16 protein-coding genes are annotated in these 13,873 nt (G+C 51.4%); 4 read left to right on the forward strand and 12 right to left on the reverse strand.

What is annotated here, in order from left to right; genetic code table 11:
* Positions 1–83 precede the first annotated feature (83 nt).
* On the reverse strand, positions 84–995 hold the full coding sequence (locus KNP72_RS07790) for an NAD(P)-dependent alcohol dehydrogenase (RefSeq protein WP_214719687.1): 912 nt from the start codon (positions 993–995) through the stop codon (positions 84–86).
* A 105-nt stretch (positions 996–1,100) separates the two neighbouring features.
* A complete protein-coding gene (locus KNP72_RS07795) occupies positions 1,101–1,382 on the reverse strand; it encodes a hypothetical protein (protein ID WP_214719688.1) in 282 nt (93 codons plus the stop codon).
* Positions 1,383–1,555: 173 nt separating this feature from the next.
* Here KNP72_RS07795 and KNP72_RS07800 point away from each other — a divergent pair, with 173 nt between their 5' ends.
* The 3 genes from KNP72_RS07800 to KNP72_RS07810 all read left to right on the forward strand — a co-directional run bounded on the left by KNP72_RS07800 (position 1,556) and on the right by KNP72_RS07810 (position 3,650).
* Positions 1,556–2,242, forward strand: coding sequence for a Type 1 glutamine amidotransferase-like domain-containing protein (locus KNP72_RS07800; RefSeq protein ID WP_214719689.1), 687 nt, complete (start codon positions 1,556–1,558; stop codon positions 2,240–2,242).
* A 137-nt stretch (positions 2,243–2,379) separates the two neighbouring features.
* Positions 2,380–3,174 carry a thymidylate synthase gene (locus KNP72_RS07805; RefSeq protein ID WP_214832750.1) on the forward strand — a complete coding sequence of 265 codons (795 nt, stop codon included), beginning with the start codon at positions 2,380–2,382 and terminating at the stop codon, positions 3,172–3,174.
* On the forward strand, positions 3,171–3,650 hold the full coding sequence (locus KNP72_RS07810) for a dihydrofolate reductase (protein WP_214719691.1): 480 nt from the start codon (positions 3,171–3,173) through the stop codon (positions 3,648–3,650). Before KNP72_RS07805 ends, KNP72_RS07810 begins: the two co-directional genes overlap by 4 nt.
* 14 nt (positions 3,651–3,664) lie before the next feature.
* Here the strand turns inward: KNP72_RS07810 and KNP72_RS07815 are convergent, their stop codons facing one another.
* From KNP72_RS07815 to KNP72_RS07840, 6 genes are all read right to left on the reverse strand, one after another.
* The gene (locus KNP72_RS07815) at positions 3,665–5,152 is read right to left on the reverse strand and encodes a GGDEF domain-containing protein (RefSeq protein WP_214832752.1); all 1,488 of its coding nucleotides are present in this window, start codon (positions 5,150–5,152) and stop codon (positions 3,665–3,667) included.
* A gap of 168 nt (positions 5,153–5,320) precedes the next feature.
* Positions 5,321–6,721, reverse strand: a complete 1,401-nt coding sequence (fumC, locus tag KNP72_RS07820; protein ID WP_214719693.1) for a class II fumarate hydratase — start codon at positions 6,719–6,721, stop codon at positions 5,321–5,323.
* A gap of 106 nt (positions 6,722–6,827) precedes the next feature.
* Positions 6,828–7,217: a reverse transcriptase-like protein gene (locus tag KNP72_RS07825; protein WP_214719694.1), complete on the reverse strand. Its 390-nt coding sequence runs from the start codon at positions 7,215–7,217 to the stop codon at positions 6,828–6,830.
* Positions 7,198–7,980, reverse strand: a complete 783-nt coding sequence (locus tag KNP72_RS07830; protein WP_214719775.1) for a 5'-3' exonuclease — start codon at positions 7,978–7,980, stop codon at positions 7,198–7,200. Before KNP72_RS07830 ends, KNP72_RS07825 begins: the two co-directional genes overlap by 20 nt.
* On the reverse strand, positions 7,980–8,909 hold the full coding sequence (locus KNP72_RS07835; protein ID WP_214719695.1) for a CobW family GTP-binding protein: 930 nt from the start codon (positions 8,907–8,909) through the stop codon (positions 7,980–7,982). The genes KNP72_RS07830 and KNP72_RS07835 overlap by 1 nt, the downstream gene beginning before the upstream one ends.
* Positions 8,910–8,924: 15 nt before the next feature.
* On the reverse strand, positions 8,925–10,103 hold the full coding sequence (locus tag KNP72_RS07840) for a DNA-binding protein (protein ID WP_214832754.1): 1,179 nt from the start codon (positions 10,101–10,103) through the stop codon (positions 8,925–8,927).
* 156 nt (positions 10,104–10,259) lie between these two features.
* Here KNP72_RS07840 and KNP72_RS07845 point away from each other — a divergent pair, with 156 nt between their 5' ends.
* Entirely contained in the window at positions 10,260–10,772 is a 513-nt protein-coding gene (locus KNP72_RS07845) for a hypothetical protein (protein WP_214832756.1), read from the forward strand.
* A gap of 42 nt (positions 10,773–10,814) precedes the next feature.
* On the opposite strand, the gene hfq is transcribed toward KNP72_RS07845, so the two are convergent.
* The 4 genes from hfq to KNP72_RS07865 form a co-directional block, all read right to left on the reverse strand.
* Positions 10,815–11,063, reverse strand: coding sequence for an RNA chaperone Hfq (gene hfq / locus KNP72_RS07850; RefSeq protein WP_021067304.1), 249 nt, complete (start codon positions 11,061–11,063; stop codon positions 10,815–10,817).
* A 12-nt stretch (positions 11,064–11,075) separates the two neighbouring features.
* Positions 11,076–12,026 carry a tRNA (adenosine(37)-N6)-dimethylallyltransferase MiaA gene (gene miaA, locus KNP72_RS07855; protein ID WP_214719698.1) on the reverse strand — a complete coding sequence of 317 codons (951 nt, stop codon included), beginning with the start codon at positions 12,024–12,026 and terminating at the stop codon, positions 11,076–11,078.
* A 238-nt stretch (positions 12,027–12,264) separates the two neighbouring features.
* A complete protein-coding gene (locus KNP72_RS07860) occupies positions 12,265–12,858 on the reverse strand; it encodes an AmiS/UreI family transporter (RefSeq protein WP_214832758.1) in 594 nt (197 codons plus the stop codon).
* A gap of 113 nt (positions 12,859–12,971) precedes the next feature.
* Positions 12,972–13,832 carry a PPK2 family polyphosphate kinase gene (locus tag KNP72_RS07865; protein ID WP_214832760.1) on the reverse strand — a complete coding sequence of 287 codons (861 nt, stop codon included), beginning with the start codon at positions 13,830–13,832 and terminating at the stop codon, positions 12,972–12,974.
* Positions 13,833–13,873: the final 41 nt, after the last annotated feature.

A 13,873-nucleotide genomic window follows, 5' to 3' on the forward strand; every position in this document is an offset into this window, starting at 1 on the left:
ATTTGTCTTTCACAAGTATACCCCATAAGCTACGTGGCGAAAACAGTGACTGTCCACCAAGTACGTGCCTCCCATCAATTCGTTTATGTCACGGTCACAATCACATTGCCAGCCTTTCCTCCAGCATCGACGTATCGATGCACCGCGACGATGTCCTCGAGCGGGTAAACCGAATCGATGACGGCCTTTAACCGACCGGCTTCGAATAGCTCGTTCAAGAAAGCCAAATCCTCTTTCCGTTCACTCGCAGGTCCTTGCCCGGCGACAGAACTGAATTTCCCGTGTTCGGCAACATGTTTCCGTGCCAACCGCTTATCGATGTTTCCAGCCGCATCGAACACAGCGTCGTATGTGGTCAGTTTCTCGTCGTAGTTAGGCTTCGTGTAGTCGACCACGACGTCCGCGCCGAGACTTCTCACCAGTTCGAAGTTTCGCTCCCGACAAACTGCCGTTACGTGAGCCCCGTAATATTTCGCGATTTGAACGGCCATCGAACCAACTGCTCCGGAGGCCCCGTAAATTAATACGGTCTTCGCTTGTTCGATGTTCACTTTTCGCAAAAAGTGAAGAGTCGTCGTCCCGCCAAACGGCAAGCTGGCTGCTTCGACAAAACTAGCGTTGTTCGGCATGCGCTCGACACATTTACTCGCTTTGACACACGCATATTCGGCATAGCCACCGAACCGCATCCCGGTCAGCGCATAGACACGGTCGCCGACCTTGAAGTGCTCGATGCGGCTGCCCGTCTCGACGACCTCGCCTGCCAAGACGACACCCAGAATCGGTTGACGCGGTGCCTTGAAACCGACGACGATTCGCATCGGAAGCTTACCTAGAGCCGGTACATCGAGTGACCGTAGCCGACGGTCCCCGGAATGAACGGCTGTGGTGTAAACTTGAATCAATAACTCATCCGATTTTGGCACCGGTTTGTCGACTTCTTGAAGCTGCAATACGTCCGGTGGTCCATATGCGGTACAAATTACTGCTTTCATCGTATCCCTCCTCTTAAGACGTGATGTTGTTACTAGAGGAATTCACCGTTTCAATAAAATAAAACCAGATGAAAGAGTCATCTGATCTCTGAAATTGGTTTTTCATCATACAAGCTGAGGAATTAGAATGACCGCCAACAGAAATACGGCAGTGGTCTTTGCTTTATTTCGATTCAACGAAAAAGGAAGCAAAAATAGCCCAAGAACAGTGATGGCGAGGATTAGGAATCCATGGATGAAATACCCTTCGGCGGATGCGATTGGGATACTGATCACCTGAACGGTTGGATTTGAGAAAAAACCCATCGTTTCAAAAACAACATTTCCGATTAGGCCAAGACTCAGTAAGCATAAAGATAATGCAAAAAGTAATGAGTGCTGTTTCAAGATGATCCTCCTTTTAAAAGTATTTCAATAAACATGACGAGCTAGACTCGCTTGTCTTCTTCATTATAAGCAATCACATATTGTTTATGGAAAAAAATTCAACTAGTTCGGTTACAATGAGGTGGCTTCTATATCAATTTATTGAAAGAACTCTTACACGAAGGAGGTTTACAATGAAGACGTGCTATTATCTTGGATGGTTCAATGATTTTTTCCCAACTTATTTGGCAAATGCCTTGTCACGAGACGTGACAGATCGGCAGTCCCTTGTAATGATTAGCTCAGATCCTGCCTCAACTGCGGTTAATGGTGTTATCGAGCAATCGTGGCTACAGGAGGCTGGCATCTTGTTCAACGATTCTCACGTAATCAATTATGAAATGGATCGCACTAATGCGAAACATCTTCTCGACGCAGCTTCGATGATTTTCTTATTAGGTGGGGACACCATCAAGCAAAATCAGTTTATTCATGAATATGACCTAATCCAATCGATTCAACAAAGCGACGCTATCGTCTTAGGTGCTAGTGCTGGCGCCATCAATATGTCTTCGTCTTGGTTATGCTCGCCAAATATGGGTTATAACGTAACAACCTCAACTATTTTTCAAGGCGTGGCCCTCAACGATTTTTCGATGCTCTCCCACTTCAATCTCGAACAACACATGCACGTCGTCAAGCAAGAGCTAGCCTCGTTCTCTGAAGAAATACCAATCTATTTGTCGAACAAAGATTGTGCGCTTCGTGTTCAAGGCGATCAATTCGATATCTTCGGTGACGTCTATTTGTACTCGAATCGAAACATGACGAAGCTACCTGAAACCAAGTCCTTTGCCACTAATTTTTCACCCCCGCTCTAGAAGGGACTGATTATGCATCCTCGAGATGTGTACGAGAGTAAATCTGTATATGGAAAGCGAAACGTTCTGAAGTCCACATATTGTGTTATAATGAGTGCGACTTTTTGTAAATTTGAACGAGAAAGGGGACTTCCCACATGAAGCAATATCATGATTTATGCACCCATATTCTTGAGCACGGTGTCGTCAAAGAGGACCGGACCGGGACCGGGACGACGAGCGTGTTCGGCTACCAGATGCGGTTCAATCTTCAGGAGGGATTCCCCCTGGTCACGACGAAAAAACTACATACCCGCTCAATCATCCATGAACTGCTCTGGTTCATCACCGGTGATACGAACGTCAAGTACCTTCAAGACAACGGTGTCCGTATTTGGAACGAATGGGCAGACGAGGACGGCAATCTCGGTCCGGTTTATGGGGCACAGTGGCGCTCATTCCCAAAACCAGACGGCACGAGTGTCGACCAGCTCGCACAAGTGATCGAGCAGATTAAGACGAATCCGGACTCGCGCCGACTCATCGTCTCGGCATGGAACCCTGGGCAACTCGAGGACATGGCGCTCCCACCGTGCCACCTGTTGTTCCAATTTTACGTCGCGGACGGCAAACTATCGTGTCAGCTCTATCAACGTAGCGCCGATACGTTCCTCGGCGTCCCGTTCAATATCGCGTCATACGCCTTGCTCACGCACATGGTTGCCCATGTGACCGGCCTTGAGGTCGGGGACTTCGTCCATACGCTCGGCGACGCCCACATTTACCATAACCACTTTGAACAAGTGAACCTTCAATTGACGCGTGAGCCACGCCCACTCCCGACATTGAACATCTTGCGTGACGTGACGTCAATCGAGGACTTCCGCTTCGAGGACTTCGAGATTGTCGACTATGACCCGCACCCGCATATCAAGGGAGCGGTCAGCGTATGATCGTCCACGTCGTCGCCATCGGGAGAAATCGGGAAATCGGGAAAGATAACGCCTTGTTGTGGCGCCTGCCCGATGACTTGAAACAATTCAAGGCCATCACGACGGGCCAAACGGTCGTCATGGGTCGAAAGACGTTCGAATCAATCGGTCGTCCGTTACCGAACCGCCGCAATATCGTCGTCACGTCCGACCGATCGTTTTCAGCTGAAGGTGTCGATGTCTGGTACGACCTCGATTCGCTCAAAAATGAGACGACAGACCTTTACATCATCGGCGGCGCCACGCTTTATGAGCAGACGCTTTCGATGACGGACCGGTTCTATGTCACCGAGGTCGATGGCACGTTCGAGGCGGACACGTATTATCCACCGCTGCCGGACGGACTCACCGTGTCGGACGAACAGTTCCATCCGGTCGACGAGCGACATGCCTATAGCTTCACTTTCCGTCAATATGACAAAAGGGACATCGACTGAGTCGACGTCCCTTTTTAGTCGGGCAATTTTTCGAGCCACTTCTCGATTTTTTCAGTGATGACATCATGATGGTCCTGTTCGGCCAAATCGTCGTATAGCGTACCGAGCTCGAGTGCCGTCCGTTTCGACAACGCTAACACATGACTGTACTTGCCACGCTGCTCTTTGACGGCCGAGAGCGTCCCTCTCGTCTCCGTCGTACTCGATTCGTCTAAGATGAACATCTCCATATGATCGTTACAGGCGTAACGGTCGTAAGGACGATAGATGACCTCGTATCGTCGATGCTGTTTCGGCAATTGTTCGGCGAGCATGGTGTACTTCTCCGGGCTCATCGTCACGTAAGCGAGCCGCTTCTCCTCCCGGACCGCCGTCGAATAACGGATGATTCGATTGCGACCGTCACGCTTCGCCTTGTAGAGCGCCTCGTCGGCGTAAGCGCACCACTCCCCGAGTGTCATCCCGGTCTGACAGACGCGCGCATAGCCGATGGACACCGTCACGTGATGTTCGTATGTGAACGTCATCTCCTCAATGCGGCTGCGGACCCGTTCGAGCACCGCATCGACGACGTGGCGCTCGGACACGTTCAAGATGATGAGGAACTCTTCCCCGCCGTAACGAATCAACTCGTCACTCGAGCGAATCGCCAAACGAATCTCCTCGGCAACGCGATGCAACACCTCGTCCCCATACGCATGACCGAACGTATCGTTCAACTGCTTGAAATGATCGATGTCGAGCAACGCGAGCGTGAAGCTTTCACCGGACCGCTCCACGCGGGACATAAAGCGACTGAACGTCGCTTTCAAATATTTACGGTTGAAGGCGCCTGTCAATTCGTCGACGAGCAGCGCGTTCGAAACGAGCCGTGCCTTCTCGATATGATGTCCAAGCCGCACGAGCCGCTCTTCCATCGGAATCCACTCTTCCCAATAATCATCGAACCCATACGAGTAGGCGGCGAGCCGATAATGTTCATTCGTTCCGATCACGATGAGCGGGACGTACAGCTTCTTCATCTTGCTGACGAACGATTGGATCGCCCGTTCCGGGAAACGGGCCCACAGTTCGACATCCATGATGATCGCCTTCGGCACGTCCTCATAATCGTATTCACCGGCTTCTTCTAACGTCTGTAAAAAAACAGGACGTGCCCCGAGCTTTTCCACCCGCGGCTTATAGCGGCTGAACGTCGCAAAGTTGTTCGACAAAATCAAGACGAGGTCCTCGTCTTCTTGCTCGATGCCCAGGATCGTATGGATATATCGTTTCACCGGGGCAATCAATGCCATCGCTTCTGCTTGCGTCAGGACGGCCGGCAACTCACGCACGTCAGATTCGACACGACTGAAGATTTCAAGCAAGTGCATGAACCGTCTCTGTTTCACTTCTTGTTTCATCCAATCCAATAAAAACTCGATGTCTGTTGTTTGAATCTGTCTCGCGCTCGTGATTTGCGCCAAAATCTTATGTATACGATCTGTGAGTTGCTGCTTCATTCCCGACCCCCCAGTTTCGTTCTCCCGATATTCGCTTCTGACTATGATTATGCGACTTCATCCACGAAAATACAACTATTTACTTATTTTTTTCCTATTGTTTGACAGTAAGATGGTTCTTAAGACCCATAAGACAGCAGAAAAGAGCGGTCATGGACCGCCCTTCCCTTATTTACCAACTTTTAAGTTAGGAGACGTCATCTCTTCCGGACGAATCCATTGATCGAACTGCTCTTCCGTCAATAGTCCGGTCTCGAGCGCCGCTTCCTTCAACGACGTCCCATTTTTATGGGCGAGTTTCGCGATTTTGGCTGCGTTCTCGTAACCGATATGCGGGTTGAGTGCCGTCACGAGCATGAGCGACCGTTCCACGTTGTGAGCGATGACGTCCAAATCCGGTTCGATGCCGACGGCGCAATGCACGTCGAACGAATGTAGACTGTCCGTCAACAAGCGGCACGTCTGGAGGAAGTTGTACATGATGACAGGCTTGAACACGTTTAACTCGAAGTTTCCTTGGCTCGCCCCGAATCCGATGGTCGCATCATTGCCGAGCACTTGAGCCGCGACCATCGTCAACGCCTCGCTCTGCGTCGGGTTGACTTTTCCTGGCATGATCGAGCTGCCCGGTTCGTTTTCCGGAATCAAAATCTCGCCGATACCGGCACGCGGACCAGAAGCGAGCCAACGGACGTCGTTGGCGATCTTCATCGCGTCCATGGCGAGTGCTTTCAAGGCACCATGGGTGAATACGAGCTGATCGTGGCTCGTGAGCGCATGGAACTTGTTGACGGCCGTGATGAACTGTTTTCCGGTCTCTTGCGAGATTTTCTCGGCCACGACTTCGCCGAACTGCGGATGGGCGTTGATGCCCGTCCCAACTGCCGTCCCGCCGAGAGCGAGCTCTGTCAACGGTTCAAGCGTACGCTCAATCATCTGTTTCGACAGCTCGAGCATACGGACCCAACCGCTAATCTCTTGACCGAGCGTGACCGGCGTCGCGTCTTGCAAGTGCGTCCGACCAATCTTGACGATGTCCATGAATGACTCGGCTTTCTTCGCGAGCGTCGCGTGGAGCGCCTCGATTGACGGCAACACATGATCCTCGACTGCTAGGATGGCCGCAATGTGCATCGCCGTCGGATACGTGTCGTTCGAGCTTTGCGACTTGTTGACGTCGTCATTTGGATGGATCGTAAGCGTCTGACCGCGCGCCTTCAACTTATCGTTCGCCAAGTGGGCGATGACTTCGTTGACGTTCATGTTCGACTGTGTCCCTGAACCCGTCTGCCAGACGACGAGTGGAAACTCGGCGTCATGTTGCCCAGCGACGATTTCATCTGCGACTTCGGCGATGACGTCGGCTTTCGCTTGCTCCAACACACCGAGCTCGGCGTTGGCAAGTGCGGCACCTTTCTTCAAAATCGCGAAGGCATGCACGACCTCAAGCGGCATTTTTTCAGTCCCGATTTTAAAGTTCTCTAGACTGCGCTGTGTTTGGGCTCCCCATTTGGCTGAAGCCGGAACGTTGATTTCCCCCATCGTGTCCCGTTCGATCCGATATTCCATGAAAATTCCCCCTCTTTTTTTGACTACGCTTTCATTTTAGCGAAACTTTTGCAAAAAAGAAATCATTCCCCCGCAATTGACAAAAAGTCGGGCCCACGCCCGACTTTTAGCCTGTCATCAATGCCCGTTTAGCCACGTCATGGGCCCGGTTCTCCGCTCGAGGAATCCATTTGATGAATTTATTCGGCAATTCGTCATAAAGCGTCAGCGCCTTGACGAACAACGGACGCATCGATTGGTCTTTGAGGAAGCGCTGTTCGAGCGCCCGTACGACCGTCTCGGCGTCTGAATAGAACATGAACGTCGATTCGCCCGTCAGTTCGTGCGCTTGTTCGAGGGCGAACGCGAGCGCGGCGAGCTCCGCCTGAACGCTCGTTAACCCGACGCGTTGGGCAATGTACGTGGACACCGTGCCGTCGGTCTTCTTGATCCAGACGCCAATACCGTTCTCACCAGCCTCTTGGTTCGTCGCCGCATCAAAATAAATGTGAACCAAAGCGATACGCCTCCCAATCGGTCTCAATCGGTGCATGAATATCGATGAGCGAGAGACGTTTCGACAAGAGCGCCACTTCTTCTTGCCCATCAAGTTTCTTCGCAAACTTCTGATGCGCCTCTTGAAGCGCTTCTTGTCTCACGATGTCGTATAGCGTTTCGACCGTGTCATACGACTGGACGAGGATGGTCGCTGTCTTCGGTCCGATGCCGCGGACACCGGGAATATTATCTGAGGCGTCGCCTTGGAGCGCCTTCACATCGACGAACTGCTCTGGTCGGACGCCGTATGTCGCAACGAACACTTCCCGATTCATCATCATCTCTTCCCCTTTTTTCGGAACGATTTGAAACACGTTCGGGGAAAGCAACTGATGCAAATCGCGGTCTGACGAATACATATACGATTCGCCCGGGAATGCGGTTGCGACGGCCCCAATCAAGTCATCAGCCTCGTACCCGGCGAGCTCAGACTGAAAAATCCCGCGCTCGGTCAACGCTGCCCGCAACTTGACGTAATCGTGGAACAACGGTTCCGGCAAGCCGGTGCGAGTCGCTTTATAGTCCGGAAACAGGGCGTAACGGTGCGTCGTCTCGCGTGGTCCGTCCCAAAAGAAAGCGATATGCGTGAAGTCGTTCGTCCACCCGTCAACTTTTCGAAGCAGTCCCTTCAACGTCACATCGGGGTCGAGAGCCCGACGACGCTCTGTGGCAAAATAATATCGCGACAAGAGGTTAAACCCATCGACCAACATCAATTTCATCATGCATTCACCTCACAAGCTTGTAATCCGCGCGTGAGCGCGTCCCGGTCAAGATTTTTTCCAATCCAGACGAAGACGGAACGTGAGTCGTCGCTCGGTTCGTTCGCGAACGTCGCCCCCATCAGTTGATTCGTCGCTTGGACGACGAATTTTGATGTTTCTCCGTCTAAACGAACAATCGCCTTCAAGCGATAGACATCATCTTCATAGTGCATGAGCACTTCTCGGACGTATTGAGTGACGCGTTCCCGTTTGAGCGGCACGTCCGTCGTGAGCGTGATGGCCCGAAGTGATGAGACCGAGGAGTGTCCTGCCGTCAGTTGGCCGAGGAGCTGTTCGTCGACTCGTGAGAGCTGGAACGTATTCTCCGTCAAGTCATAGTCGCCGACCGTCTGAACCGTCTCGATGACTCGAACGGTCGGATTCAGCGCATTAATCCGCTCATGCGCCTGTTCGAGCGCATCCGCATCGACGAGGTCGACTTTATTCAATAAGATAACGTCCGCATAGGCGATTTGATGAATTCCTTCAATAAATAGCTCACGGTCCAATTGACTGGCATCGACGACTGTCAAAATCGCCGTCAACTTGAAGCGCGTGCGCAAGTAGTCATCATAATAAATCGTCTGAATGATCGGCGCCGGGTCGGCCACACCGGTCGTCTCGATGACGATGCGGTCGAACGTGTTTTTCGATGCGAGCTGATAGAACGTCTTGCTTAAATCGCTTTGAATCGAGCAACAGATGCAACCGTTCGACAGCTCGATCTGCTCTTGGTCCATCTTGACAATTAACTGTTCGTCGATATTCACCGACCCGAGCTCGTTGACGATGACGAGCAGCCGCTCGTCCGTCGCTTCTAGCAAGCGATTCATATAGGTCGTTTTTCCGGCGCCTAAAAAACCGGTCACCAATTGCACGGGAATCATGTACTGCACCTCACCTTATAAATTTTCGTGGACCCGCGCCCATTTCTCATAGCGCGCATCCAGCAAGTCGATCAAATGTAGCATCCACGCTTCTGTCGTGACCGGTAACACGCTCGATCCCCACTCGCGCTTGCCGTGGTGGGATAAAATCATATGCCAAATCCGATGATGGGCGTCGAGCGACAATGTGACACTTGCGGCCTGTTGACTCTTCTCGAACAACAGTCCGCCGTATGGCATATGTCCGATGAAGCTTCCCATCGGATTGATCGAGATGCCGGTCGTCTCACTTGTACCTTTGACCGAGAACAGTTGCTCGAACCGATTCGGGGACGACAGCAAGTGACTGTACTCGAACAACTTGCCGATATCATGGAATAAAATCCCGAGCGCGAGTTCGTCCCAACGGAGCGGCTCCTTCAATTCCGCGATGGCCTCGCAGGCCGCGTAAAGCGACTCGAACGTGCCCCGGAACGCCTGTTCAACTTTTACACCGTTCATCGTATTCCATACGTCTACTTTGTGCAACTGCTCGGCTTCTTTGATGACCCGGAACGCCATCGCCAAATGGTCGTCCTGTTCTTGGATGCGATAACCGAGTCGAAGCATACAGACCGTATGCTTCAAGAGGCCGCCGACATAGTTATGATGATGATACAGTGCAGCCGGTGCGAGTACGAAATCGTCCCAATAGCGGTCGAGTAGCGACATCGCAATCGCTTGATAGTCAGGCGAGAGCGTCGACAGAATCGCGAACAGCTCATCGGCGTATTGTTCCATCGTCTCGTCTCCAGGAAGACCTGGCAACAATGAGACTGCCTCGTCCCGGGCAATCGGTTTGGCCCGGTCGATTGTGATCGACTTGGCGCCGTCCGGTTTCGGATAGACGTCGATTTTCCCTTCAAGCTCGATCACACCAGACTCGTAAATCGGTAACAACTGCTCTTCGTTGCCACGCAACCATTGCTTGGCACGGATAAGTCCGCTCGATGTCGTCAAATTCAGTTGCAGCCATTTGGCACCCGATTTGCCTTCTCTCACTTCGACTGTACTGACGAGCGCTTTCGTCTGGACCGGTGTCCCGTCCGTAAGGTCAGTCAATCGCGTCGACGCTTTTTCGACGGTCGGGAGTTGGAACCGCGTCCGGTCGAAGCCGCTCCCCGTGATCGGATCAATCTGTTGGTAATAGTTCATATACAATGCCCTCCTTCTTCTCTTTGCCCATTGTATCGTGTTTTCCACTTCGAGGCGAACATACTTTCGTTATAGGTCATGAAGATTCCTAAATTATATTGAAAGCGCTTACTAGAATTGATACGATTAAGACAGCCAGATAAAGGGGGAACTCACATGATTTCATTGATAGATACGTATGAACGGTTGATCGCAACAGGGGAAGCGACACGTTACGCAACAACGCACTCAACAATTGATAGCATTTTACAGGCATCGGCTTGCCCGGTCTCACATCACGAACTCGTGGCGGCGGTCTCGGGACATGCGGGGAATCCATATACGCCGGACCAACTCGTCGACTCGGTCATCGAGCATGAGATGAAAGGCGCAATGGCCGTCCTCGTCGTCGCCGGTTATCCGATTCAAACACCGCTCGCCAAAGCCGTCGTCTTATCGGCATTCGCTCGGACGAACCGGATGAATATCGAGAAACTGAAAGAACTCGGTCATGCCGACCTGCTCGTGCGCATCCAGTCGGCCGAACGGTCATGGAAGCGGACGTATACACACTTATACCGCTCGGCACCAAGTCAGCTTTGTGACCAACTCGACTCACTTCTCGGCGGTTGTGCCGTCCATCGTGTGCTCGAGGCCATCGATTTCAATCCGAACGTCAAAACGGCATAAAGAAAGAGCGGTCCCCGGGCCGCTCTTTCTTTATGCCTTCAATTATCCTTCTGTCACTTCGACCGCTTCCGGTTCGAACAATGTGACGTTCCGTGCTGGTGAGAATGTTGAAATCGCATGCTTATAAATCAACTGTTGGCGCCCTTCCGATTCGACGATGACCGTGAAGTTGTCAAACGATTTGATGACTCCCCGAATTTGAAACCCGCTGACTAAAAACACGGTCGTCGGCACCATTTCTTTACGTAACTGATTCAAAAAATGATCTTGAATGTTATAGCTAGCCTTCATGTTGCATTCCCCCTAGTCTATGTCTCTTTGAAATAATCGGAATTTTCGAAAAAACTCCTCAACTTCATCATAAATATTTTGATACGATAGTTCAAATGATTTTCGTCCCATATCGACCCAAATCCCATTAAATTGATGACGGAACCATGTCAATTGACGTTTTGCGAACTTGCGCGTGTGCTGTTTGAGCGTCTCGCTCATCTGTTCTCGGGTCATCAATCCATCAAGATACGGAACGACTTCCTTGTAACCGATGGCGCGCATCGCTTGCGTGTCCCGATAACCAGCCGCGAGCAAGCGCTCGACTTCCTCGATGAGGCCCGCTTCGAGCATCAAGTCGACACGATGGTTGATGCGCGAGTAGAGCACGTCCCGGTCCGCATGCAAGACGAACAGTTTATAGGCGTAATGTTCCGACGGGAGGCTGTCCATCGCCTGGGCGTCGCCTTGGAGCGCGACTTCAAGGGCCCGGATGACGCGGCGGACGTTATTCGGATGAATGCTCTCGGCCCGTTTTGGATCGAGCGATTGCAGACGCGCATGCAGCGCCTCAGGTCCACCCGTTTCAGCTTCTAACTCGAGCGCTTCACGCAATTCGTGATTGACCGGTCGTTCTGTGAACTCATAGTCATATAGAATCGCACGGATGTAGAGACCTGTCCCGCCGACCAGAATCGGCAATTTTCCGCGCGCATAAATATCATCGATCGCCGCCCGGGCCAACTTTTGGAAAGTGGCGACGCTCATCGCCTCGTCCGGGTCGCATATATCAATCAAATGATGCGGAACCCCTTCCGCCTCCTCGACCGTCACTTTTGCCGAACCGATATCCATCCCGCGGTACACTTGGACCGAGTCGCCCGATACGATTTCACCGTTGAACGCTTTGGCGAGCTCAATCCCTGTCGTCGTCTTCCCGACAGCCGTCGGTCCGACGAGGACGATGACTGGTGTCTTTTCCATCCTTGTCACTCCTCAAACGAAAGACCGTCCCTTAAAGGAAACGGCCCGTTAAATTCTTCTTTTTATTGTATCATCAAACACGACCGCAAACAGCATCCATCCGCATAATAATAGTCCCATCAGTAAAATTAAGCCGTCACTCATCCGAGGTCGCCTCCTTTACGTATCTCATTCCCGCTTTTCACATTTTAGACACAAATGAATGCGCAAAAAAACGACGCTCCCAAAGGAGCATCGTTCATTGTGTCACTTCTACTAAACGGCGCTGGCGCCACATCGTCAATCCAAAATAAAGAATCGCGGTGCCGCTCGCGGCCCACCACATAACGCCATAGAGCGGCGTCATCAAATTTGCGAGACCGAACAGCGCCGGAATAATCAAGGTCAACCAAGCGAGCACGAAGGCGATCCGGGCCGTCAAGCCGTCAATCTGCCACCCTAGGCCCATCCCCATGAAGAACAGTCCCCACAAGAGCGACCAAAACAACCACGTGACTGCTCCCATCACATCGCTCGTCGTGAATGCGATCACCGCATAGAAGACGGCCGAAATCGATACGAAGAGCGAGAACCATCCGACGCCCCGACCGTCCAAATCGAACAGGAACGTCACACCGACGTACAAATATGTGAACGCGAACAAGTAGATGCTCGCATATCCAAACATCTCCGCCGAACTCGCCCCGATGACGAGCCACGTCGCGATGAACGTCTGCAATAGTCCAGTGAACAGACTAAACACACCCGCACTCTTAACGTCCACTTTTCCAAACAAAACGAGGCTGTTGATGAACAGTGCTACGCCTCCAAATAATAAACTTATATTCCCCACACTCATTGCTCCTTCATACAGATGTCTGACGTCTAATTTTATCTACGTCCACTGTAACTTGAATTCGCTTTCAGTGCAAGTGGAGAAATGGACGTTCACGGACTCGACAAACGTCACTCGTTTTCGAGCGTTTGAATCGCTTCATCGATTCGTTCCTGTTCGTCTTCTGTAAACGTCGGGAATTGTGGATCGATGTCTTCAAGAACATCAATCATGACCGTCGAGACGATATAACGTGCGTACCAGTCATCATCTGCCGGCAGTACATACCACGGGGAAAGTTCTGTTGCTGTGTTCGACAACATATCCTCAAAAATAGCTTGATAATCGTCCCAATGCTTTCGTTCCTCGACATCACTGAACGAGAACTCCCAATTCTTGCTCGGGTCTTTTAGTCGTTCGAGGAGACGGTCTCGTTGCACTTCTTTCGATACATTGAAAAAGAACTTGATGACCGCGAATCCGTTCTCGTTCAAATATTGCTCGAAATCGTTGATTTGACGATAGCGGACTTTCCATACCGACTCTTTGTCCTCATCGTCCGGGATGACCTCTTCTCCGAGCAGATCATGGACGCGCGGGGCAATCACTTCCTCGTAATGGGAACGGTTCAAGATGCCGACCTGACCGCGTTCCGGCATGAGGTCATGCATCCGCCAGAGATAGTCATGTTTCTTCTCTGTATCCGATGGTTTTTGGAACGCATTCGTCTTTAACCCTTGCGCGTTCAAATTCGAGAAAATGTAACTGATCGCCTCATCTTTACCACCCGCATCGAGCGCCTGTAAGACGACGACGACACCCTTTTTGGCTTCGGCATATAGTTTCCAATGCAACTCTTTCAATTTTTCGACACTCTCCGGAATCAGCTTGTTTTGCAACGTCTCGTCCGATGGGCGGCCCTTGATCGTGGTTGGGTAATCGTTCAGACGAATCCCGTTTTTATGGTCAATGCGAAATGATTGAATGTCCATATGTCCTCCTTGATTGCGACAATTTTTACGTACAATCCGTA

This window comes from Exiguobacterium sp. s152 (assembly GCF_018618335.1).
Taxonomy (GTDB): Bacteria; Bacillota; Bacilli; order Exiguobacteriales; family Exiguobacteriaceae; genus Exiguobacterium; species Exiguobacterium chiriqhucha.